22 protein-coding genes and 1 tRNA gene are annotated in these 20,136 nt (G+C 73.3%); 11 read left to right on the top strand and 12 right to left on the bottom strand.

Features of this window, described 5'->3' with window-relative positions; all coding sequences use genetic code 11:
* Positions 1 to 8 precede the first annotated feature (8 nt).
* Genes DC008_RS29985 through DC008_RS29975 form a run of 3 tightly spaced genes read left to right on the top strand, consistent with a single transcriptional unit; the run spans position 9 to position 3,121 of the window.
* The gene (locus DC008_RS29985) at positions 9 to 1,373 is read left to right on the top strand and encodes a lipopolysaccharide biosynthesis protein (RefSeq protein WP_123954044.1); all 1,365 of its coding nucleotides are present in this window, start codon (positions 9 to 11) and stop codon (positions 1,371 to 1,373) included.
* The gene (locus tag DC008_RS29980; RefSeq protein ID WP_108709648.1) at positions 1,370 to 2,296 is read left to right on the top strand and encodes a glycosyltransferase family 2 protein; all 927 of its coding nucleotides are present in this window, start codon (positions 1,370 to 1,372) and stop codon (positions 2,294 to 2,296) included. The genes DC008_RS29985 and DC008_RS29980 overlap by 4 nt, the downstream gene beginning before the upstream one ends.
* 6 nt (positions 2,297 to 2,302) lie before the next feature.
* The gene (locus DC008_RS29975) at positions 2,303 to 3,121 is read left to right on the top strand and encodes a polysaccharide deacetylase family protein (protein ID WP_108709647.1); all 819 of its coding nucleotides are present in this window, start codon (positions 2,303 to 2,305) and stop codon (positions 3,119 to 3,121) included.
* A 10-nt stretch (positions 3,122 to 3,131) separates the two neighbouring features.
* Here DC008_RS29975 and DC008_RS29970 read toward each other — a convergent pair whose 3' ends face one another.
* From DC008_RS29970 to DC008_RS35560, 3 genes are read right to left on the bottom strand one after another with little or no spacing between them, the layout of a single operon-like run.
* Positions 3,132 to 3,944 carry a glycoside hydrolase family 16 protein gene (locus DC008_RS29970; protein WP_108709646.1) on the bottom strand — a complete coding sequence of 271 codons (813 nt, stop codon included), beginning with the start codon at positions 3,942 to 3,944 and terminating at the stop codon, positions 3,132 to 3,134.
* A 3-nt stretch (positions 3,945 to 3,947) separates the two neighbouring features.
* On the bottom strand, positions 3,948 to 4,331 hold the full coding sequence (locus DC008_RS29965) for a hypothetical protein (protein WP_108709645.1): 384 nt from the start codon (positions 4,329 to 4,331) through the stop codon (positions 3,948 to 3,950).
* A complete protein-coding gene (locus DC008_RS35560; protein WP_164492398.1) occupies positions 4,328 to 6,157 on the bottom strand; it encodes a glycosyltransferase in 1,830 nt (609 codons plus the stop codon). The genes DC008_RS29965 and DC008_RS35560 overlap by 4 nt, the downstream gene beginning before the upstream one ends.
* Positions 6,158 to 6,321: 164 nt before the next feature.
* Between DC008_RS35560 and DC008_RS29955 the strand changes: the two genes are divergently transcribed.
* On the top strand, positions 6,322 to 7,206 hold the full coding sequence (locus DC008_RS29955; protein WP_244221443.1) for an alkaline phosphatase family protein: 885 nt from the start codon (positions 6,322 to 6,324) through the stop codon (positions 7,204 to 7,206).
* A 26-nt stretch (positions 7,207 to 7,232) separates the two neighbouring features.
* Here DC008_RS29955 and DC008_RS29950 read toward each other — a convergent pair whose 3' ends face one another.
* From DC008_RS29950 to DC008_RS29930, 5 genes are all read right to left on the bottom strand, one after another.
* A complete protein-coding gene (locus tag DC008_RS29950; protein ID WP_108709643.1) occupies positions 7,233 to 8,300 on the bottom strand; it encodes a GNAT family N-acetyltransferase in 1,068 nt (355 codons plus the stop codon).
* Between the two features lie 23 nt (positions 8,301 to 8,323).
* A complete protein-coding gene (locus tag DC008_RS29945; RefSeq protein WP_108709642.1) occupies positions 8,324 to 9,355 on the bottom strand; it encodes an aminoglycoside phosphotransferase family protein in 1,032 nt (343 codons plus the stop codon).
* A gap of 34 nt (positions 9,356 to 9,389) precedes the next feature.
* Positions 9,390 to 10,205, bottom strand: coding sequence for a DUF427 domain-containing protein (locus DC008_RS29940; protein ID WP_108709641.1), 816 nt, complete (start codon positions 10,203 to 10,205; stop codon positions 9,390 to 9,392).
* A gap of 83 nt (positions 10,206 to 10,288) precedes the next feature.
* On the bottom strand, positions 10,289 to 10,951 hold the full coding sequence (locus DC008_RS29935; protein ID WP_115507282.1) for an NUDIX domain-containing protein: 663 nt from the start codon (positions 10,949 to 10,951) through the stop codon (positions 10,289 to 10,291).
* 142 nt (positions 10,952 to 11,093) lie between these two features.
* A tRNA-Pro gene (locus DC008_RS29930) sits at positions 11,094 to 11,167 on the bottom strand.
* Positions 11,168 to 11,279: 112 nt separating this feature from the next.
* Between DC008_RS29930 and DC008_RS29925 the strand changes: the two genes are divergently transcribed.
* From DC008_RS29925 to DC008_RS29915, 3 genes are all read left to right on the top strand, one after another.
* Entirely contained in the window at positions 11,280 to 11,804 is a 525-nt protein-coding gene (locus tag DC008_RS29925) for a DUF309 domain-containing protein (protein WP_108709639.1), read from the top strand.
* A 75-nt stretch (positions 11,805 to 11,879) separates the two neighbouring features.
* Entirely contained in the window at positions 11,880 to 12,653 is a 774-nt protein-coding gene (cobF, locus tag DC008_RS29920; protein ID WP_108709638.1) for a precorrin-6A synthase (deacetylating), read from the top strand.
* A gap of 108 nt (positions 12,654 to 12,761) precedes the next feature.
* Complete coding sequence (locus tag DC008_RS29915) at positions 12,762 to 13,133, top strand: hypothetical protein (RefSeq protein ID WP_123954043.1); 372 nt, start codon at positions 12,762 to 12,764, stop codon at positions 13,131 to 13,133.
* A 3-nt stretch (positions 13,134 to 13,136) separates the two neighbouring features.
* On the opposite strand, the gene DC008_RS29910 is transcribed toward DC008_RS29915, so the two are convergent.
* Both DC008_RS29910 and DC008_RS35555 read right to left on the bottom strand, forming a co-directional pair.
* Positions 13,137 to 13,892, bottom strand: coding sequence for a cobalt-precorrin-6A reductase (locus DC008_RS29910; protein ID WP_108709636.1), 756 nt, complete (start codon positions 13,890 to 13,892; stop codon positions 13,137 to 13,139).
* A gap of 105 nt (positions 13,893 to 13,997) precedes the next feature.
* Complete coding sequence (locus tag DC008_RS35555; protein WP_164492234.1) at positions 13,998 to 14,147, bottom strand: hypothetical protein; 150 nt, start codon at positions 14,145 to 14,147, stop codon at positions 13,998 to 14,000.
* On the opposite strand from DC008_RS35555, the gene DC008_RS29905 reads away from it, so the two are divergent.
* Positions 14,137 to 15,558, top strand: coding sequence for a hypothetical protein (locus DC008_RS29905; RefSeq protein ID WP_244221442.1), 1,422 nt, complete (start codon positions 14,137 to 14,139; stop codon positions 15,556 to 15,558). The two genes, DC008_RS35555 and DC008_RS29905, sit on opposite strands and share 11 nt — an antisense overlap.
* Before the next feature lie 44 nt (positions 15,559 to 15,602).
* Here the strand turns inward: DC008_RS29905 and DC008_RS29900 are convergent, their stop codons facing one another.
* Together DC008_RS29900 and DC008_RS29895 are read right to left on the bottom strand one after the other, a co-directional pair.
* A complete protein-coding gene (locus DC008_RS29900; RefSeq protein WP_108709634.1) occupies positions 15,603 to 16,376 on the bottom strand; it encodes a sulfite exporter TauE/SafE family protein in 774 nt (257 codons plus the stop codon).
* Between the two features lie 102 nt (positions 16,377 to 16,478).
* Complete coding sequence (locus tag DC008_RS29895; RefSeq protein ID WP_108709633.1) at positions 16,479 to 17,666, bottom strand: thiolase family protein; 1,188 nt, start codon at positions 17,664 to 17,666, stop codon at positions 16,479 to 16,481.
* A gap of 299 nt (positions 17,667 to 17,965) precedes the next feature.
* Here DC008_RS29895 and DC008_RS29890 point away from each other — a divergent pair, with 299 nt between their 5' ends.
* From DC008_RS29890 to DC008_RS29875, 3 genes are all read left to right on the top strand, one after another.
* A complete protein-coding gene (locus tag DC008_RS29890) occupies positions 17,966 to 18,448 on the top strand; it encodes a Dps family protein (RefSeq protein WP_108710929.1) in 483 nt (160 codons plus the stop codon).
* A 77-nt stretch (positions 18,449 to 18,525) separates the two neighbouring features.
* Entirely contained in the window at positions 18,526 to 18,858 is a 333-nt protein-coding gene (locus DC008_RS29885) for a DUF3140 domain-containing protein (RefSeq protein WP_108709632.1), read from the top strand.
* Positions 18,859 to 19,215: 357 nt separating this feature from the next.
* Positions 19,216 to 20,073: a hypothetical protein gene (locus DC008_RS29875; RefSeq protein ID WP_108709630.1), complete on the top strand. Its 858-nt coding sequence runs from the start codon at positions 19,216 to 19,218 to the stop codon at positions 20,071 to 20,073.
* Positions 20,074 to 20,136: the final 63 nt, after the last annotated feature.

Here is a 20,136-nt window from a genome sequence, read left to right as displayed (position 1 = left end):
GAGAGGCCGTGTACGCCTCACGCGACGTCAGGGAGGCCGAGCGCGCCGGCGCCCCGGCCGGCACCCCCGCGACCGGTGGCCGCCGCTCCGTGGCGACGGCGGTACGGGCCGGGGTGGCACGGGTGCTGCCCAGCGAGCCGTTGGTGCGCAACGGCCATCTCCTGGCGATCGGTTCACTGGTCAACGCCGGAGTCGGCTCCATCTTCTGGCTGTTCGCCACCCACTGGTACGACGACGAGGACATCGGGCTCAGCTACTCGGCGCTCTCCGCCTCCCTGCTGCTGGCCAACATCGGCCAGCTGAACCTGAACGACTTCCTGATCCGCTTCCTGCCGTGCTCGGGCCGGCACACCCGCAAGCTCCTGCTCGCCAGTTACGCCGTGAGCGCCGCATGGAGCGCCCTGGTCGCCGTCGTCTTCGTCGCCCTCGTCCCGGTCCTCGCCCCCGACCTGGACTTCCTGCGCCATCCGGCGCTGGGCGCCTGCTTCGTCGCGGCGACCGCCGCCTACACGATCTTCGTCCTCCAGGACGGCGCCCTCACCGCCCTGCGCCGGCCGGGCTGGGTGATCGCCGAGAACATGGTCTTCGCGGCGGCCAAGATCCTGCTGCTGGCCGGTGGTGCCCTGCTTGCGGTGCGCTCCGGCATCCTGGTGTCGTGGGCGGGCGCCCTGTTCGTGTCGCTGCTGGTCGCCAACTATCTGCTGCTGCGGCGGGCGGTGCCGAGCCACGAACGGGACAACCCCGAGTCGGCGCGCCCGCCACGGCTGCTGAGCTACGCCGCGGCCGACTACGCCGGTTCGCTGTTCCGGATGGCCGCGTACACCCTGGTGCCGCTGCTCGTGCTCAACTCGCTGGGCCCGGACCAGAGCGCCTGGTTCTCGCTCGCCTGGATCATCGGCTACGTGCTGTTCCTGGTGGTGCGCAACATGGGCAGCTCCCTCGTCGTCGAGGTGGTGCGCCGGCCCGAGCGGCTGGTCGACCACGGGCTGCGGGTGCTGCGCCACTCCGGGACGCTGCTGGCCGCCGGGGTCTTCGTCATCGTGGTCGGCGCCCCCTGGATCCTCGCCCTGTTCGGACCGGGCTACGCCGAACACGCCACCACCGTGCTGCGACTGCTGGCCCTGGCCGCGCTGCCCAACCTGCTGTTCAGCGTGGCCGTGGACGTGCTGCGGGCGCGCCGGCGCATGCGTCTCGTCGTCGGCCTCCAGGTCGCGCTGTGCGTCCTGGTCCTCGGGCTGTCCTGGCTGCTGCTGCCGGTGCTCGGCGTGACGGGTGCCGGGGTCGCATGGCTGCTCGCCGAGTGCCTCGTCGCGGCGCCGCTGCTGATCTGGCGGTCCCGCTGGCTGGTGCCCACCTTCGGGAGTACCTCATGAACACCGCACCGAGCCTCTCCGTCGTCGTGTGCGCGTACACGCTCGACCGCTGGGACGATCTCCGGGCCGCCATCGCCTCGTTGGAGTCCCAGCGGCACCCCCCGGACGAGATCGTGCTGGTCGTCGACCACTGCCCCGCCCTCCTCCGGCGCGCGGCCGAACGGCTGACGGCGGCCCGGGTCGTCGCCAACCGGGAACGCAGAGGGCTGTCCGGGGCACGCAACACCGGGGTGCGGACCGCCGTGTCGGAGGTGGTGGCCTTCCTGGACGACGACGCGGTCGCCGAACCCGCGTGGACGGAACGCCTGCTGAGCAGATACGCCGACCCCCGGGTGGCCGGTGTGGGCGGACTCGTCGCGCCGTGGTGGCAGTCCGGGCGCCCCGACTGGTTCCCGCCCGAGTTCGACTGGGTGGTCGGCTGCTCGTACCGGGGGCTGCCCGAGGAGCCCTCCCCGGTGCGCAACTTCATCGGGGCCAACATGTCCTTCCGCAGGGCGCGGCTGCTCGCCGCCGGCGGCTTCCGCACCGACCTCGGACGGGTGGGCACCCGGCCGCTGGGCTGCGAGGAGACGGAGCTGTGCCTGCGGATCACGGCCCGCGACCCCGACGCGCTACTGCTCTACGACCCCTCGGCGGCCGTCCGCCACAAGGTGCCTGCCGGACGCGCCAGTTGGTCGTACTACCGGTCGCGCTGCTACGCGGAAGGGCTGTCCAAGGCCGCGGTGGCCCGGCACAGCGTGGGTGCCACCGCGCTGTCCAGCGAGCGGGCCTATCTGCGCTCGACCATCCCGCGTGCCGTCCGCGACGCCCTGCGCCCGGGGCGGATCGCGCCCGCCCGGACCGTGGCCGCGCTCTCGCTGGGCGTCGGCGCCACCGCCGCGGGGTACGCCGTGGGGTCCGTGCGGGCACCCCTGGCGAGGTGATCCGGCGTGCCGTGCCACCCCGTCCCCGTCTTCGTGTACCACTCGGTCTGCGCCGACCCGCCCTCCTGGATCGCGCCGTTCACCGTGCGGCCCGGCGACTTCGCCGACCAGATCCGGCTGCTCGCGGACGCCGGGCTGACCGTGGTCCCGCTGCGCAGCCTCGTGTCGGCGTTGCGGGGCGGCCCGCCGCTGCCACCCCGCCCCGCCGTGCTCACCTTCGACGACGGCTTCGCCGACTTCCGCTCCGTCGTGGCGCCGCTGCTCGCCGCGCGCGGACTCCCCGCGACCCTGTACGTCGTCACGGACGCCCTCGGCGCGGCACGTGCGGGCGCGTTCCCGCCCGCCGCCATGCTGACCTGGCGGGACGTCGCCGAACTGGACGCGGCCGGCGTCGAGATCGGTGGGCACACCCGTACGCATCCGCAGCTGGACGTGCTGCCCCGGCACCGTGCCCGGGCCGAGATCGAGGACTGCAAGGCCCGCCTCCAGGACGAACTGGGTCACCGCGTGGACGCGTTCGCCTATCCGCACGGGTACTCCAGCCGCTCGGTCCGTGACCTCGTGCGGGAGGCGGGCTGGACGTCGGCCACCGCCGTCCGGCACGGCTTCAGCTCGACCGAGGACGAACCGTTGCGCATCGCCCGGCTGATGGTGCGCGCCGACACCGGCCCGGAGCGGTTCCGGTCCTGGGCGCGGGGTGCCGGAGCGCCGGTCGCGCCGTTCCCGGAGCGGCCCCGCACCCGGGCGTGGCGTGCCTACCGGCGGCTGCGGGCCGGTGTCGGCCGCCCCTACCCGGCGCTGCCGCGCCCCGCCGCGCCGCCCTGAGCGCTCGCGGTCACGGCTGCCAGACCCGCACCCAGTCCACGGCCATCCGGGCCGAATCCACCGAGGCGGGCGGCGAGTCGGGGACTCCGACAGCCAGGTTGAGCAGCATCTCCATGGGGACGTGCGGGATCCGCTCCGGTTCGGTGACCCGGAACCGCCGCACCCCGTCCACGTACCAGCTCAGCTCGTCGGAGGTCCACAGCAGCCCGAACTCGTGGTAGCCGGCCGGGAAGTCGACGGGTCCGAAGGAGCCCTTGGCGCGCTCGTCGGCCTCCGGTCCCTTCCAGTGCGCGTACATGGAGACCTCCTGGGTGGTCCCGAGGAACTCCATGATGTCCAGTTCGGGGGGTGTGAACCGGGACGCGGGCATCAGCCAGAACGCCGGGAACATCCCCGCCTCACGCGGGATGCGGATGGCGGCCTCGAAGTAGCCGTAGGTGAACGTCTCGCGCGGGTCGCCGTACCAGTCGTCGCGGCCGGTGGAGATCATCCCGGACCGCCAGGGGTACGTCGTGCCGTCGCTGCCCCGGGTGGCGCGCCGCTCGGCGCTCAGGGTCAGGGCGCCCTGTCCCACGGTCACCTGTCCGGGCAGGTACCACTGCTCCTCGTCGTTGCCCGCGTTGGTGCAGCCGTCGCGGTTCCAGTCGTAGCAGGTGGCCCAGCGGTCCGTGTCGAGGCGCCCACCGTCGAACTCCTCGCGGAACACGACCTCCCAGCCGTTCGGTACGGGTGCTTCCGCCGCCGGTGCCCCCTCGCTCGCGCAGGCCGCCGCGAAGAGCAGTCCCAGGGCGACCAGTGCGGTCCACAGCCGGCGCGGTCGCATGCCCTACCGCCGATCCCCGGGCAGCAGCGCCAGGAGGGAGGTGACGGCGGCCAGGGCGATCAGCGCCCGGATCATGGTGAACACGCCGATGAGATACAGGGCCACGGTGACGACGGCGGTCAGGCACGCGCTGAGCACGAGGGTCAGCAGACAGGTCTCCAGGAGCGCGGGCCAGCCCGCGTCGGACCGCGACGCGAGCCCGGTCCAGCGCACGGCCGCGGCACCGGGGCCCAGGAACAGGAACGCCGTGGTGACGAAGACCCGTATCACGGACCCGTCCGGCGCTGCGGCGGCCACGGCCGACGCGACCCACCCGGAGAGCGCGAGACCGAGCCGCACCCACCGCCCCTCGACGCTCCGCGCCACCCGCGCGCGCAACACCGTCATGGCTGTTCCCAGTTGTCCGGGTTCTGGTAGCGGTAGACCACGGCGTCCTCGTTGCGGTACACGGGCACGAAGCCCCAGGTCTCCGACATCTGCCGGGAGAGCCGCCGCATCGTGTCGGCGGGCAGGGTCCCGTTGAGGTACAGCTCGGCCTCCTGGGCACGGCTCAGCAGGATGTACGCCGGTTCGAGCACGGTGGCGCCCTCGATGAACGGCTCCAGACCGCGCAGCGGGTTCTCTGCCACCTCTCTCAGGTCGTCGGTGTCCTGCTCGTTGAGCTGGATGCGGGGGTGCAGGTCGTAGTTCATGTCCAGGCCGGGGACGTCCGAGGTCAGCGTGACGATCAGCGATCCGGGCGGCGTGGTCGCCGTGATGAAGTGGGCCGCCGCCACCTCGTCCTTCGTGAAGCTGTTCGCCGACTCCTTGCCGTAGTAGCCGAACAGCAGTCCGCCGAGCATGGCGAGCAGCACCGGCCAGACGGCCAGCGCCCGCAGACGGGGCCGGCGGTCCCAGCGGAACAGCAGGGCTGCCACCATGAACGCCGCGGCGGGCAGCGCGAACAGATAGGCGCGGAAGATCATCTCGCCGCCGTAGGCGTTGGCCGCGAGGACGGGCAGCGGGGCCAGGACGAGCAGCGGCATACCGGTGCGCCGGGTCCAGGGGCGGGCCACGAAGGCGACGGCCGCCAGCAGGAAGACGGCGGCGGACAGCCCGCGGTCGATCCAGGACACCAGGATCTGCCCCGGCGCGGCGTCGCCGAGGGCGGCCAGCCCGGAGGCCACGTTGGAGTCCGGCTCGGTCAGCGCGTTCACGAACTCACCGAGATGGCCGAAGACATAGGGCCGCGCGACGGTGGTGTCCCACAGGACGGTGAGCAGGACGGCCGAGCACAACGCGGGGACCGCCACCCGGCGGTTGCGGCGCGGGATCGACAGCGCCACCAGCGCGGTGACCATCATCAGCGGGGTCAGTGGGTGGGAGCAGACGATCGCGGCCTGGATCAGCACGACGGCCGCGAGCCGGCCGAGCGGCCAGCCCGCGGCGGCGGGTTGTGCGGAGCGGTCCGCCGCCGACGGCAGTTGCCGCAGGACCAGCGCGATCATCGTCACGAAGAGCAGGAAGGCGAACGCCTGGGGCGCGAAGTAGTCCTGCCCCACCCAGGAACACGAGTAGTAGACCCAGACGGCCCCCCAGATCAGCCTGCGGTCCCGGGTCACCGCGCGATAGGCCAGCAGCAGGGGCGCGAGCAGCAGGACGTTGAGGACCGGCGGGGCCCACACGGCGTACCCGAGGGCGGACTCCAGTCCGGTCGCCTGCACCACCAGGGCGTTGAGGTGGAAGAAGCCCGGCCACTGGTCGTAGACGTCGAGTTGCTCGGCGCCGGGTACCCGGCCGTCGTTGCGGATCATCGCGTCGACGACGGCGACGTGTTTCCACGCCCAGCCGTACCGGAGCGTGGGGTAGAGCAGACAGGGTGTGGCGTGCAGGACGGCGATGAGCCCCAGCACATAGGCCGCGAACCAGCCCCCCGGAGTGCGCCGGTCGGACAGGGCGACACAGAAGCCGGTGACGAGCAGGCCGAGGGCGACCCAGAACAGCACGGGCAGCACCTGGAGCAGCCCCAGGTCGTCCATCCGGTCCAGCCGCACGCCACGCAGGGAGAGCAGCCACAGCAGAAGGGCGACGGGCAGGGGGACACGGGCCGCCCAGTGCAGCGTCCTGGAGCGCGGAGAGACTGTTCGGGCGACCGTTGAGCCACCGGACAGACGCGCCTCGGCGCTGGAGTGCGGCGCCGTCCGGTCGTTCGTCAGCGTCGAACGCCTGCCCATCAGGACGCCTCCCGCACAGCGACTCACACCACCTCTTTGAGGCATTAGTGCTAGAAATCAGGATAGTTCCGTTTGATGTACCCGGCAGCGTGCGACGGCTGAGAGGTGGGACGCGCGCACCGGCCGTCTCTCACCGCAGCCGTCCCCCGTCCGGAAGGAGCGCTGTGAGACCACGAGTGAGGCCGTCCGGCCGGCCGGGCGGCCGTACCAGGGCCCTCGTCGCCGTGTCCGCCGCGCTGGCCGTGCTGGCCGCGGGCTGCGGTGGCTCCGACGACGACAGCGGCGGTGTGCCCCGGCCGGACCACGTCGTGGTGGTCATCGAGGAGAACCGCAGCTACGAGAGCATCATCGGCTCCGCGCAGGCGCCGTACCTCAACCAACTGGCCCGCGAGGGAGCCAACCTCACCCAGTTCTTCGCCATCACCTACCCGAGCCAGCCGAACTACATCGCCCTGTTCTCGGGCTCGACGCAGGGCGTCAAGAACAACGACTGCCCGCACGACTTCCCGGGCCGCAGCCTCGGCTCGGAGCTGCTCCAGGCGGACCTGACCTTCACGGGTTACGCGGAGGACCTGCCGGAGGTGGGCTACCGCGGCTGCACCAGCGGCGCGTATGTACGCCGGCACAACCCCTGGGTGAACTTCACCAGCCTGCCGGCGTCCGTGAACCGGCCCTTCACGGACTTCCCGAAGGACTACTCGAAGCTGCCGACGGTGTCCTTCGTGGTGCCGAACCTCGACAACGACATGCACGACGGGAGCGTCCGCCGGGCCGACACCTGGCTGCGGGACAACCTGGGCGACTACGTCCGCTGGGCGAAGGCCCACGACAGCCTGCTTGTCGTCACCTGGGACGAGGACGAGGGCGGCGGCGACGAGGACAACCGGATCCCGACCATCGTGGTCGGCGAGCAGGTCGAGCCGGGCGATCACGACCAGCCGAACAACCTGTACGGCCTGTTGCGGACGATCCTGGACGCCTACGGCCTCGACCCGCTCGGGCACAGCGCCGACGCCAAGCCCCTCGACATCTGGAAGGACGCGGACTGAGCAGCCGGGACACGGGCCGAGCGGCGTCAGGCGTCCTGGAAGCGGATGACCCGTTTCACCGTCTCCCGCAGCGCGTGCTCGGCGGCGGACAGCGGCAGCCGCTCCCTCAGGCACCGGGGGCTGCTCAGGCTCGCCGCCCCGAAGTTCGCCTTGTAGTGGGCGAGCGAGGACCCGGGGGCGGAGTCCCCCATGTCGTACCGGTCGCAGCCCGCCGCGCACGCGTCCTCGATGGCGAGGTGGTGCAGCAGGGCGTTGGCCCGGCAGGGGTGGGCGAGCTCGCGGTCCATGGCGCCACGCCAGTACTTGGCGTGGCGCGCGTGCCGCAGTACGACGATCGACGCGCAGGGCATCCCCTGGTACCAGGCCACCCAGATGGCGCAGGACTCCCCCAGCCGTTCCGCCACCGTGGCGAGCCGGCTGTCGGGGAAGTCCCGCCGTCTGCGCAGCCGGGCCAGCGCCAGCGGCTCGTGCTGCCGGCCGGCCCAGCGTTCGATCGACTTCTCGTACAACCCGTAGAAGACGGGTGCGAGTCGGCCGGTGCGGTCCACCTCCACCTCGACGTCCATCCGCTCGGCCCGGCGGACGTCCCGGCGCACCTGGCTGTGGTAGCCCCGCCGTACGGAGTCGATGCCGCCGGTGAGGTCCACGACCTGGGTGGTGTGCGGTTGGGTGCGGAACGCGGCGGGGGCGGCCGCCGCCCACATGTCACCGTCGCCGGGGCGCAGGCGCAGGCCCACCCGGAACGCGGGCTCGCGGAGGAGGTCGGCGTAGACCGCCCGTGCCGTGCCGGGTACGGCGTCGCCTTGGACTACGGGCCCCCCGATCCCCCATCCGCCGGGCCAGGACTCCAGGGCGTCGAGCGGCCCGGGCCGGTGGGTGCCGGTCAGCGGGAGGACGACCCGGGTGCCGTCGTCGAACTCGTAGAGCCGGCCGGCGTCCCGGTGGTGGCCCTCGGCGCACAGGCAGTCGAGCCAGGCAGGTGTCTGGGTGACGCGGCAGTCCGGGTCCCCGGCCGCGATCTCCCACCAGAGGCCCCGGGGGACGGGAGTGGTGACACGGGCTGGGACGGTCCGGACACCGGAGCGGGTGTGCACGTCGGCCTCCTCTCGGACGGACGTCAGGGCGTGCCGCGGGCGGCCACCTCGTCGAGCACGGGCACCACGTTGTCGGCGACCCAGCGCCGGCTGCGGCCGTAGCGGGCCGACTTGCGCGCGTTGCCCGCGACGTGCCAGAGCCAGGTCAGCAGGGTGAGCGCGACCTGTCCGCGCGGATCCGGGCCGAGTGCGCCGGCCTCGGCGAGCAGCCTCCGGTCCCCGGGCGGCAGGGCTCCCGCGCGGACGACGTCGGCGACGACGTGCCCGAACTGCCGGCGCTCCCGCTGGTGCCGCAGGGTCAGGACGAAGGTGTGGCAGTCGAGCACGCACGGCCCGTCGGGGACGGCTCCCGCCCAGTCGATGAGCCCGCACACCGTCCCGCGCCGGTCCGTCAGCACGTTCCCGGGGTGGAAGTCGCCGTGGGTCCAGCCGACGAGCAGAGGGCGGCCGGCGAGGTCGTGGGCCAGGCGGTCCCGCACGGCGCCGAGGGCGTCGGCGCCCCGGCCCCGGCCGCACCAGGGGATCTCGTCGGCGAGCACGGCCACCCGTCTGTCGACCCAGTCTTCGAACGGGTCCGTGGCCTGCCCGGCGTGTCCGGTGGCCCGGTGCAGCCGGCGGATCTCCTCGAGCGCGGACAGCGCGACCGGGCGGGCCAGCCACGGTGAGCGCCGCAGCAGTGTGTCGGCCGGGACGCCGGGCAGGCGGCTCTCCACCACGAGCGAGGGACGCGGGCCGTCCAGGCGGCACAGGCGCAACGCGGGCACCAGCCGCCGCCAGTCACCGAGGCGCTCGTCCGCGGCCAGGCTCCGGACGGTGGCGCACTCGTCCGTGAGCGAGTCCGTCGCCCGTGCGCTGCGCGGGTGCTTCACCAGGGCGGGCGGGTCGCCGTCGAGCTCGAACACGAGCAGGTCGGAGAAGGTCCGGCGGGCGGCGCGGGCCCTGTCGGCGCCGAGCGAGTCCGCCAGGGCCAGCGCCCGCCGGGTGTCGGCGGGGCGGGTCAGGAGTCCCGCGGGGCGCAGGGGCAGCACGCCCCGCAGCGTCCGGGTGAGCGTCATCCGGCCCCCTCTCGGCCGGCCGGCGGGGTCTCTCCTACCGGGTCCGGGACGGGGTCAGCGTGTCGCTGAACGGCGTCCGGGGCCGCTGGAGGCGTTCGCCGTCCAGGGTGATGTCGACCGCTTCGTTGTAGAACGCCAGCAGCCCCTTCACGGCGGCCGCGGGGGCCAGCGGGTCGGGGTAGCTCCACAGGATGTTCCGGGGGACCTCGCCCTCGCCGCGCCAGGTCCAGTACTCGGCCGTGCCCTTGTACGGGCACCCGGTGCTGTGGTCGGTCCGTTCGAAGAGGTCGAGGCGGACGTCCTCGCGCGGCAGGTAGTAGCGCGTGGGCAGCCCGGTCTCGAAGAGCAGCACCGGGCGCCGGGTGTCGGCGACGACCGTCCCGTCGATCTCGACCCGGACATGGCGGCTGCTGGGGAGGGCGTCCACGCGTTTGTGCGGGTCGCGCGGGTGGATGAAGATCTCTTCCTCCTCCTCGTACCAGTGGTCGAGTCCGCTGCCCCGGCGCCAGAACCACTCGAAGGAGATGTGCCCGGCGAGGTCGGCGGCGGGGAACGTCCAGGCCGCGTTCTCCAGGAGTTCGCCGCCGGTCAGGAGGTCGTAGAAGATCTGCGATCCCGTATGGCGGCCGGGGGTGGGGTTGCGGGCCGGCTGCAGGAGGTCGGTGCGGACCTCCTCGCGCGGGAAGCTGTAGCACGGGACGGGGACGTCGGGCTCCCAGACCAGGACCGGGTGCCTGCTGTCGACGACCGTGACCTCGCCCTTGCGGCCGCGGACCCAGCGGTCACTGGGCTCCCACAGGAGACCTTCCGGGGTCGTCCGCACGGACCGCTCGGTCGGGAACAGAGGCATGCCACTCTCCTTCGGCTCCTCTTCGGAGCGTACCCCCGGCCCGGCCGGTCAGCAGGGCGGGCCGGGACGCGGGGGCTGGGTGGTCACTTCGCGAACGGCCCCTCCAGGGCCGCCCATTGCAGCAGCATGATCGTCTTGGCGTCGGCGATCTCCCCCGTGCGGATCATCTCCAGGGCCCGCCGGAACGGCAGTTCGACGATCTCGATGTCCTCGCCCTCCTCCTCCAGTCCCCCGCCCTCGTGGGTGCGGGTCGACGGGCCGTACTCGGCGGCGTAGAAACTGACGCGTTCGGTGACCGAGCCGGGGCTCATGTACACGTCGAAGACATGCTGGACGGCGCCGATGGTGTGCCCGGTCTCCTCGACCACCTCGCGGCGCACGGCGATCTCAGGGTGCTCGTCGTCCTCGTCGAGCAGTCCGCCGGGGGTCTCGACCAGCATGCCGTCGGGGTGGCCGTTGACGTAGACGGGGAAGCGGAACTGGCGAGTGAGGAGGACGGTTTCGCGCGCGGCGTCGTAGAGCAGCATCGTGGCCCCGTTGCCCCGGTCGTGGGTCTCGCGCTGCTGGGTGGTCCAGGTGCCGTCGGCGTGCTGGAAGTCGAAGGTGGTGGTGCGCTCGACGTACCAGTGGCTGGACAGCAGCTGCACGTCGCGGACCCGGACCCGGGGATTGCCGGTGAGGTCCCGGCCGGCCCGGTCGAGCCCGGTGCGGCCGCGGCGGTCGGGGGTGTCGATACCGGCGGTCATCGGGCACCGGCCGGGTGACTGAGCGAGTTGGTCATGGGGCGATTCCACCATCCCGGCGCCGCCCGCGCCGCCACACCGATCATGCCGCCGGAACGCGAACAGCGGGCCCGCCGCGTACGGCGAGACCCGCTGATCGAAACCGTCGGGACGACAGGATTTGAACCTGCGACCCCTTGACCCCCAGTCAAGTGCGCTACCAAGCTGCGCCACGTCCCGGTGCCTGCCGCACGGCGTACCGCGCGATCGGGCGGACAGCACTTTACCCCACTCCGTCCCGACGCCGAAGCGGGCGTCCGTGTCGTACGGGCGGGGAGGGACAATCGGGTGCATGGGCAGCACATCGTCGGAACGAGGACAGGCCGGGGAACGCGATCGGGACCCTGAGGGGCGGGCGCGCAACGCCCGGCCGCGGGACGGGCTGGGGCGGCCCCTGCCGTACGGCGCGGACGGGGTCGACCGGCAGCCCGAGGGGGTCGTGCGCACCCCGGCGGAGACCGTCGCCGAGGCGCAGGAGCTGCTGGACGCGGGGAAGCCGTTCCACGCGCACGAGGTGTTCGAGGACGCCTGGAAGTCGGGCCCCGAGGAGGAGCGGGCCCTGTGGCGGGGGCTGGCCCAGCTCGCGGTGGGCCTCACACACGCGGCGCGCGGCAACACCACCGGCGGGGCCCGTCTGCTGCGGCGCGGCGCCGGCGCCGTGGAGGAGTGGACGGCGGTGACCGGGGAGCCCCGGCCGTACGGCATGGACCCGGCCGCCCTGACGGCGTGGGCCCGGCAGCTGGCGGACGAGGTGGAACGGGACGGCGGGCCCGTGGACGCGGGGGCGCGGGCGCCCCGGCTGCGGGGGGCCGTGTAGGGCGGGACAGCGCACCGATCGGGCCGCCTGGGACGCGGTGTCCGGCCCCTCGGACAGGTGCGGCAGACTCGGGGCGTGCGAACCATTCATGTGATCGGCATCGGCGCGGGCGACCCGGAGCAGCTGACGCTGCAGGCGGTCCGGGCGCTCCGCGATACGGACGTGTTCTTCATCCTCGACAAGGGCGAGGTGAAGTCGGACCTCACGGGGTTGCGCCGGGACATGCTGGACGCGCACGTGCCGGAGGGGACGTACCGGATCGTCGAGGCACGGGACCCCGACCGGGACCGCTCCGCCGGGGGCGCCGCCTACTCCCCCGCGGTCGGCGACTGGCGCAGCGCGCGGGCCGGGATCTACGCGCGGCTGATCGCCGACGAGCTGGGCGAGGACGAGACGGGCGCCTTCCTGGTGTGGGGCGACCCCGCGCTGTACGACAGCACGCTCGCCATCCTGGAGGAGGTGCTGGCGTCCGGGACGGTCGCCTTCGCCTACGACGTCATCCCCGGCATCAGCAGCGTCTCCTCGCTGGCCGCCCGGCACCGCACCGGCCTGAACCGGGTCGCGCGGCCCGTGCAGATCACCACGGGGCGGCGGCTGGCCGAGGGGTTCCCGGACGGGGTGGACGACGTGGTCGTCATGCTCGACGCGCATCAGCGCTTCCGGCAGTACGCCGACGAGGACCTCGACATCTACTGGGGCGCCTACCTGGGGACGCCCGACGAGATCCTGGTTTCAGGCCCGATCGCCGAGGCGGCGCCCCGTATCGAGCGGCTGCGGGCGGAGGCCCGGGAGCGCAAGGGGTGGATCATGGACACCTATCTGCTGCGCAGGAACCCGCGGGAGCGGTAGCGCGGGGCGGCCGGCGCGATCCGGTCGGGTGAGGGCGAGTCCAGTCGAATGGGGGGCAGGTCCATGGGGCACAGCCGCGGGCGCGCGGGACGGATCGTGCGAGGGGTCGTGGCCGCCGCAGTGGTCGCCGGGCTGGTGGGCGGCTGCTCGTCGGACGGCTCCGACGGCTTCGGCGACTCCGGAGACTCCGGTGCCTCGGAGATGGACCGGGCGTGGCAGGAGAACTACTGCAGGGAGCTGGGCTCTTGGCAGCGCGCCAGGAACTCCGCCACCGAGGAGGGCGCCGAGTCCGGTGCCGTCCCGGACGGGGACGCGGTCGTCAGCGCCGCGCGGCAGTTGCCCAGCGCCGCGTACGAGGGCGCCGGTGACGACGGGAGCATGCTCGACGTCACCGTCATGGCGGTCCGCGGCGATACGAACGCCGAGGGCGAGGCCGTCGCCTACTGCTCCGCCGCGGGCTTCGAGACGCTGACCAGGTGACGGTCACACGGTCCGGTCGTCCAGGCCGAGCCGTTCCAGGACGCCCCGCACGTCCGGTACCGCCTCCACTCCCTCCGGGAGCGCGGGGCGGCGTACGACCACCACGGGGAGGCCCAGCCGGCGGGCGGCCGTGAGTTTGGGCGCGGTCGCCGCGCCGCCGCTGTCCTTGGTGACGAGGACGTCGATGCGGTGGTCGCGCAGCAGCTCCGTCTCGCCCGGCACCGTGAACGGGCCGCGTGCCGGCAGCACTTCGGTGTGCGGGGGCATGGGCGGCTCGGGCGGTTCGACGCAGCGGACGACGAACCGCTGACCGGTGAGGTGGGCGAAGGCGGCCAGGCCGAGGCGGCCGGTGGTCAGCAGCACCCGGTGCCCGAGATCCGGCAGAAGCGCGGCGGCCTCGGCGAGTGAGGCCGCCTCGTGCCAGCGGTCGCCGGGCTCCCGGCGCCAGCCGGGGCGTCGCAGCACGACGGCCGGCACGCCCGTCGTGCGCGCGGCGCGCACCGCGTTCGCGGTGATCGACACGGCGAAGGGGTGCGTGGCGTCGACGACCGTGTCCACCTCCTCGGCGCGCAGCCACGTGGCCAGGCCCTCGGCGCCGCCGAAGCCCCCGACGCGTACGTCGCCCGCGACCGCGCCGGGGCGGGACACGCGTCCGGCGAGCGAGGTGGTGACGCGCACGCCGGGGCGCGCCGCGAGGGCCGCGGCGAGTTCACGCGCCTCGGTGGTGCCGCCGAGGAGAAGGATGTGGCGCGGGGACATGGGGCGAGCGTACGAGGTGGGCGTCCAAGGTGTGTCGGCGCCCTGACGTCGGACGAACACTATGAACACAACGGCCGGACCGTGGTGGGCGTGTCCTCCCGCTCCCTAGCATCGCCGCGCACGGCTCGACGACGCGTCGGCGTGGCCGAGGACGAGTGCGAAGGCGAACGCGAGGGCGAGGAGCAGCGTCTTGGACTGGACGACGAGAACGCAGGCAGTGATCCGCAGATCGGTCCCGGTCCCGGTGACGGCCACCCGGCGCACCGCGCTGGCCGCCGTACTGGCGGGGACGCTCGCCGCCGGGCTGCTGGCCGGGGCCTCCCAGGCGCGCGGGGAGACCGCCGCGCCGGTCCGCGCCGCCTGCCCGGACGAACTCGCCGGGCGGGCCGACTGCTACACCGGCAGGGACGCGAACGGCGCCCACTACGCCCTCGCGGTGCCCACCGACTGGAACGGCTCGCTGGTGGTGCACGCGCACGGCGGCCCCGACCTCGGCGCGGAGTCCGACCCGGCGCGCAGCCTGGACGACCTGGGCCGCTGGTCGGTGATGGTGAAGGAGGGGTACGCCTGGGCGGGCTCCTCGTACCGCCGGGGCGGCTACGGGACGCGGATGGCGGCCGCCGACACGGAGAGCGTGAGGAAGGTGTTCGTCGGGGAGTTCGGGCGGCCCCGCCGCACCTTCGTGCACGGCCAGTCGTGGGGCGGCGACGTCGCCGCGAAGGTCGTGGAGACGTACGGCCGCCGGGGCGGCGCCTACGACGGGGCGCTGCTCACCAACGGCGTCCTCGGCGGCGGGTCGCGCGGGTACGACTACCGGGTCGACCTGCGCGTCGTCTACCAGTACTACTGCGCCAACCACCCCCGCCCGACCGAGCCGCAGTACCCGCTGTGGCAGGGGCTGCGGGCCGGGTCGACCATGACGTCGGCGGGGCTGCGCGCCCGGCTCCAGGAGTGCACCGGGTACGCCTCCGCGCCGGCCGAGCGCACCGCGCTCCAGCAGCGCAACCTCGACGACATCCTCGCGGTCACCGACGTCCCGGAGCGCACGCTGGAGTCGCATCTGCGGTTCGCGACCTTCACGTTCCGCGACATCGTGCACGAGCGCCTCGGCGGCCGTAACCCGTTCGGGAACCAGGGGGTGCGCTACTCCGGTTCGCACGACGACGCGGCGCTGAACGCCGGCGTGGAGCGCTTCTCCCCCGACCCGACGGCCGTACGCGATCTGTCGTACGACAGCGATCTGACCGGGCGGGTCGGGGTGCCGGTGCTGACGATGCACGCGATCGACGACCCGACGGCGTTCGTGGAGCACGAGGCGGCGTACCGGGACACGCTGCGGGGCGCGGGACGGGACCGGTTCCTGGTGCAGTCGTTCACGCGGGAGCACGAGCACAGCGCGCTGAGCGACGCCGAGTACGCCACGTCCGTCACGGCGCTGGACGCCTGGGTGCGTACGGGGCACCGGCCGACGCCCCGGTCCCTGGCGGCGTCGTGCGCGGCGTTCGACCGGACGTACGGCACGGGCTGCTTCTACGATCCGGCCTTCCGTCCGGGGCCGTACGCCTCGCGGGTGGAGCCGCGTCCGGGCGGTCTGCGGTGGCCGGCCATGACGGCGGCTCAGGAGCGGGCGTGGAGCAGGGTCGAAGGGGTCGGAATCGCGCCCTGAGCCCCTGGGCCCCTGAGCCAGCCCCCTGGGCCGACGGGCGGGCGTCAGCGCAGCAGCAGCTGGAGCCCGCCCACGACCGTCGCCGCGATCACCAGCTGTTCGAAGAGCCGCTGGTTGATCCGGCCGACGGCCCAGGTGCCGAGCAGCGCGCCGGGGACGACGAACAGCACCAGTGCGGCGTCCAGCAGCAGCGAGGAGCCGTCGATCAGGCCGAGCCCGGCGCTGAACGGCACCTTGGAGGTGTTGACGATCAGGAAGAAGAAGGCGGAGGTGCCGAGGAAGCCGAGCTTGCGGAAGCCGGCCGACAGCAGGTACATCGACATCACCGGGCCGCCCGCGTTGGCGACCATCGTGGTGAAGCCGCCGAGGACACCGTAGGAACGGGCCTTGAGGCGGCCGGAGCGGGTGGTGACGGCGTCGGGGTCGGCCTCCCGCTCGGCGGCGCGGCGGCGCCACACGGTCACGGCCGCCATCATCAGCAGGATCACGCCGATCGAGGTGCGGACGGCGCCGTCGTCGGCCCACACCAGGAACAGCGTGCCGCACACGACGCCGGCCGCGACCGCCGGGAACAGGCGCCACAGCGTGGGCCAGTGGGCGTGCCGCCGATAGGTGAGGACGGCGAGCACGTCACCGGCGATCAGGATCGGCAGCAGGACCCCGGTGGAGGCGCGGGCGGGCAGTACGGCGGCGAAGATCGCCAGACTGACCGTGTTGGCGCCGCTCACGGCGGTCTTGGAGAAGCCGACCAGGAGGGCCGCGCCGGCGAGGGCGGCGAACTCCCAGCCGGTGATCTGCCACAGCGTCATCGTGTCCATGCGGGGACCGATGGTATGTGCGGACATCAGGTCCTGGTAGTCCGTCTCGCCTGCTGGGAGACCGCTTGCCGGGAGACCGCCGGCCGGGAGACCCGGGCCGGCTCAGTGCCGTTCGACCAGTACCGCGCTGCCCTGGCCGACGCCGACGCACATCGTGGCCAGGCCGCGCTCGGCCCCGGTGCGGCGCATCCGATGCAGGAGGGTGGTCAGGATGCGGGCGCCGGAGCAGCCCAGCGGGTGCCCGAGGGCGATGGCGCCGCCGCTCGCGTTGACCAGGTCGAGGTCGATACCGAGGGCGTCGACACCGGCCAGGGCCTGTGCGGCGAACGCCTCGTTGAACTCGGCCTCCTGGACGTCGGCGACGGTCCAGCCGGCCCGGTCGAGGACCTTGCGGGTGGCGGGGACCGGGCCGATGCCCATGACGTCGGGGTGGACGCCGGCCGAGCCGCCGGCGACATAGCGGCCGAGGGACTCCAGGCCGAGGTCGTTCAGCGCCTCCTCGCTGACCAGGAGGAGTCCGGCGGCCCCGTCGTTCATCGGGGAGGCGTTGCCGGCGGTGACCGTGCCGTCCGCGCGGAAGACGGGCTTGAGCCGGGACAGCTTCTCGTAGGAGGTGTCCTCGCGGATGCACTCGTCGCTGTCGACGACCACGCCGTCGGGGCGCTCCACGGGCTGGATCTCGTCGTCGAAGTGCCCGTTCTTACGGGCCTCGGCGGCCCGCTGGTGGCTGCGGAGCGCGAACTCGTCCTGGCGTTCGCGGGAGACGCCGTGGCGCCGGGCGACCTCCTCGGCGGTCTCGCCCATGGACAGCAGTCCGTGCAGGTCCTTCATGGCCGGGTTGACCAGCCGCCAGCCGAGGCGGGTGTCGACGGTCTCGATGCGGTGGGGCAGCGCCTCGTCGGGGCGGGGCAGGACGAAGGGGGCACGGCTCATGGACTCGGAGCCGCCGGCGAGCACGATGTCGGCCTCGCCCGCCGCGATGGTCCGGGCGGCCGTCGTGACCGCCTCCAGTCCGGACGCGCACAGACGGTTCACGGTGGCGCCGGGCACCGAGTCGGGCAGTCCGGCCAGCAGGGCCGCCATCCGGGCCACGTTGCGGTTGTCCTCACCGGCCTGGTTGGCGGCACCCCAGTACACGTCGTCGACGCGCGCGGGGTCCAGCGCGGGGACGTCGGCGACGATGCCCCGGATCACGGCGGCGGCGAGGTCGTCGGGGCGGACGGACGACAGGGCTCCGCGCAGTTTGCCGATGGGGGTGCGGCGGGCGGCCGCGAAGTGGACGGGACGCACGACTGGACTCCTGACCGGGCGGGTGGCAGCGGCACCCCGTTAATTAGCACCGCTAGTTTCGGACTATAGACCGACTGTCGCCCCGCTGGGAAGATACGCCGCCCCGGGGCCGTACGACCACGATGGGCGGCCCGCGCGACCACCGGGCCGTCGTACGTTTTGCACCGGTTCGCTCGGGGCACCCGCGCACGCAGGGAGTGGTCGCGGCATCGCTGTGACGGAAGGTGCCGCACCGCTCCGCCGGCCGCACCGCTCCGCCGGCCTCGACCACGCTCGACCACGCCAGAGAGGGGCTCGACATGGCCATGGTCACCAGCACCCTTCCGGAGGCGGCCCGCAAGGTCGCCGGGGACGCGCTCCAGGACACCCTCGTCGATCTTCTCGGACTCTCCCTGATCGGGAAGCAGGCGCACTGGGCCATCGTCGGCCCGCGCTTCCGCTCCATCCACCTCCAGCTCGACGAGGTGGTGACGCTGGCCCGGACGCACGCCGACACGGTCGCCGAGCGCTGCGCCGCGATCGGGGTGGCTCCCGACGGCCGCCCGGAGACGATCGCGGGCGCCTTCGCGCTGCCCGGTCCCGAGGCGGGCTGGCTGCGGGACACCCGGGTCGTGCAGCTGGTCGTGGACGCCCTCGGCTCGGCCGTCACACGGCTGCGCGAGCGCGTCGCGGCGACCGCCGAGCCGGACCCGGTGACCCAGGACCTGCTCATCACCGTCACCGGCGACCTGGAGAAGCAGCGCTGGATGTTCGACGCCGAGAACTGGCCGAGCGACGGCTGAGACACCCGGCAGGCGTCGGCTGAGACAGGCGACGAACGACGGCCGGGACAGGCGACTCAAGGAGAAAGGAACACCCCGTGACGGACGCCCTCGAACTCGACGCGCTGTGGGAGGACTTCCACCGCGTCGTGAACATGACCTCGCAGGAACTCGCGGCCTGGCTGCGGGTCAGCGACGCGGGCGAGACGGCCGAGCCGCTGCCGGACCAAGCGGGCAACCCGACCGGGCAGCATGTGCTCGCGATCCTCCAGAAGCGCCGCACCGACCTCACGGACGACGACATCCAGGTGATGTACGACGTCGTGGACACCGTGTCCGAGCGCACCGACCTGGAGAACGAACCCGAGCCGGAGCAGACCCGGCATCGGCACGAGCTCATGACCATCGGGCACGACCCACTGAAGCCCTAGGTGTATCGATCACGAGCGTTGCCGAAGCCGCTAGGTCGTGTCCGTAAAGTCGCGTCGTCCGCCCGGAGGGCGGGCCGAGCGGCGTCCGGTGCGTGCTCTCGGCGCGCCGGACGGGCTCCCGCGTACTGGTTGTACGCGGGTGGCCGGCCGGTGCGGCGAGTGGGGGTCCCCCCTGCTCGAAGAGCTTGGGGGAGTGCCGGGCGTCGAACGGCAGGCGGGACTTTGCGGACACGGCCTAGGAACTGATCACGGCCCGTCCGGGTGCTCTCACCCGAACGGGCCGTGGCCGATGGTGGGTGTGCGGGGCCGGTGATGGGCTGAACGGGACACGCGTCCCGACTTCAGGAGGCACTCCCGATGACCCGTCGTACCGTCCGACTCGCCCACGTCCTGTCGTCCACGGCCCTGACGGCGGGCACCCTGCTCGCCACCGCTGCCTGTGCCCAGGAGGGCGGCCGGGATGCGGGGGCCCCGGGCGTCAGCGCGTCACCCGCCGCCCGGCAGCAGACGGAGTCACCGACCGGTTCCCCGACGGGCTCGCCGTCCGGTTCGCCGACCGGCACCCTCACCGAGTCCGGCGCCGAGACCGCGCTGATCACGGCGGCGGACATCGAGGACGACTGGACGCAGGTGAAGGACACGGAGGCGGAGAACTGGCACGACGGGCTGCTGATCGGCAAGGTCGACGTCTCCGACTTCCTGTCCGCCAAGACGGACGCCGCCGACTGCCAGCGGCTGATGGACTCGCTCTTCGACGACGACCTGCTGGGCAAGCCGTCCGGCGCGAACGCGCTGCGCGGCTTCACCGAGGGCGACTCACGGCTGCTGTACCAGGTCGCCGCCTACGACCGGACGGACGTCCAGGACTCCCTGAACTGGATGGCCAAACTGCCGCAGGAGTGCGACCGGTTCACGATGACCGAGAACGGCGAGGAGCGGACCGTCCAGGTCACCGAGAGCTCCCTGCCCTCGGTGGGCGACGCCCGTGAGGGCCTGCGGGTCACGGTGCGCGGCCCGGTCGACGGCACGGACGCGACGCTGACCCTGGACGTGGCGGCGGTCCGGGTGGGCGACAACGCGATCACCGTCACGGCGGGCGGCCTCGACGGCGACGAGGACGACTCGGTGCGGTCGGCGGTGCAGCTGGGCACGCAGCGGCTCCAGGACGTCCTGGCCGGCAGGTCCCCGGCGGCCTCGCCCAGCCAGTTCGACTGACGCGTCGACGGCGCCCCGCCCGCACGCCGACGACGTACCGGCTGTGCCGATTCCCGGGACAAC

This window comes from Streptomyces nigra, from assembly GCF_003074055.1.
GTDB classification, from domain to species: Bacteria; Actinomycetota; Actinomycetes; order Streptomycetales; family Streptomycetaceae; genus Streptomyces; species Streptomyces nigra.
Note: the sequence above shows the minus strand (reverse complement) of the source record. Positions and strands in the feature narration are given on the sequence as shown.

Excerpts from the sequence above, each read along its gene's own strand:
- DC008_RS29980 (WP_108709648.1), top strand. The coding sequence starts at position 1,370 with ATGAACACCGCACCGAGCCTCTCCGTCGTCGTGTGCGCGTACACGCTC.
- DC008_RS29970 (WP_108709646.1), bottom strand. The coding sequence starts at position 3,944 with ATGCGACCGCGCCGGCTGTGGACCGCACTGGTCGCCCTGGGACTGCTC.
- DC008_RS29965 (WP_108709645.1), bottom strand. The coding sequence starts at position 4,331 with ATGACGGTGTTGCGCGCGCGGGTGGCGCGGAGCGTCGAGGGGCGGTGG.
- DC008_RS35560 (WP_164492398.1), bottom strand. The coding sequence starts at position 6,157 with ATGGGCAGGCGTTCGACGCTGACGAACGACCGGACGGCGCCGCACTCC.
- DC008_RS29945 (WP_108709642.1), bottom strand. The coding sequence starts at position 9,355 with ATGACGCTCACCCGGACGCTGCGGGGCGTGCTGCCCCTGCGCCCCGCG.
- DC008_RS29940 (WP_108709641.1), bottom strand. The coding sequence starts at position 10,205 with ATGCCTCTGTTCCCGACCGAGCGGTCCGTGCGGACGACCCCGGAAGGT.
- DC008_RS29935 (WP_115507282.1), bottom strand. The coding sequence starts at position 10,951 with ATGACCGCCGGTATCGACACCCCCGACCGCCGCGGCCGCACCGGGCTC.
- DC008_RS29925 (WP_108709639.1), top strand. The coding sequence starts at position 11,280 with ATGGGCAGCACATCGTCGGAACGAGGACAGGCCGGGGAACGCGATCGG.
- DC008_RS29910 (WP_108709636.1), bottom strand. The coding sequence starts at position 13,892 with ATGTCCCCGCGCCACATCCTTCTCCTCGGCGGCACCACCGAGGCGCGT.
- DC008_RS29900 (WP_108709634.1), bottom strand. The coding sequence starts at position 16,376 with ATGGACACGATGACGCTGTGGCAGATCACCGGCTGGGAGTTCGCCGCC.
- DC008_RS29890 (WP_108710929.1), top strand. The coding sequence starts at position 17,966 with ATGGCCATGGTCACCAGCACCCTTCCGGAGGCGGCCCGCAAGGTCGCC.
- DC008_RS29875 (WP_108709630.1), top strand. The coding sequence starts at position 19,216 with ATGACCCGTCGTACCGTCCGACTCGCCCACGTCCTGTCGTCCACGGCC.